A 970-nucleotide genomic window follows, 5' to 3' on the forward strand; every position below is an offset into this window, starting at 1 on the left:
TATATTCTTCAGTACTAAAGCTAGCTTTATATTTCTCCAACTCTTCCTTAATAAACTTTATTCTTTTCATAGGCATTCCTTGTATAGACTTAATAGCCTGAGTGGCGTCTGCATCAATTTTTTCATAATCGTAGCTATCTGCATTAAAATCTTTGTCTAACTCAATAGTGTTTACTGCATTAAAGTGCTGAGTAATATCGGCTTTAGTTAATACAATATGCATATGAGTACCTATTGCAGCCTCGTACACATCTACTGCCGAACCGTAACGCTTTTGAGCTTTTATTGCTTGATTATTACTTAAATGGTCTATCTCAGTTTTTAAGTCTTTTAAGTGTTTGTCTAGTTCACCATCATCGCCTTGAAGAATATTCTTGCTTTCAATTGACTTTGCAAGTATGTTAAAGTCTGCTTCAAAAACAAGATAATCATCAGATTCCATATATCCTTTTTCTTTTGTATATTCTTCATACTCACTCTCTAATTTAGAGAGTTTTTGTTCGAGTTTCTTCTGCTCTTTCCCCATTTGTTTCTGCTCTTGCTTAGCAGATTCTTGTTTTTGTTCTTCTTTTGTTGACCCACAAGCTACTAAACTAATAGATAGCAAAGATGCTACAAGTCCTAGGCCGATTCTTCTTAATTTTTTCATTTGTTTCTCCTTTTTTTGGTATGTAGTTTTTTCACCCAACAATGATAGCATATATTATGTACTCCAAGAGAACGATTTTAGTAAAATTATCAAATTTTCTATAGATGAACCATTAAAAGCAACAGTATTTTATCTATTAGTAGCAGCTTTAAAAACCTCTTATCCGCAGTTTTACTAACAATTACTTAATTATTAGACCTTTTATCTGACGCGCAATGAAACTAATTAGAAAAAAAGTAAAAACCGTTTCACTGTTTAGAAAACGGTTATTTACTTTAACATATAATTCTATACTTAGAGTTAATGTGATATTTCAACCCC

1 protein-coding gene is annotated in these 970 nt (G+C 31.5%); it reads right to left on the reverse strand.

Features of this window, described 5'->3' with window-relative positions; translation table 11 throughout:
• Nucleotides 1-649, reverse strand: a 649-nt coding sequence (locus AC1DRF_RS29650) for a hypothetical protein (RefSeq protein ID WP_477742525.1), incomplete at its 3' end; no start/stop codon positions are given.
• Between the last annotated feature and the right edge of the window lie 321 nt (nt 650-970).

Source organism: Priestia sp. P5_B4 (assembly GCF_056400385.1).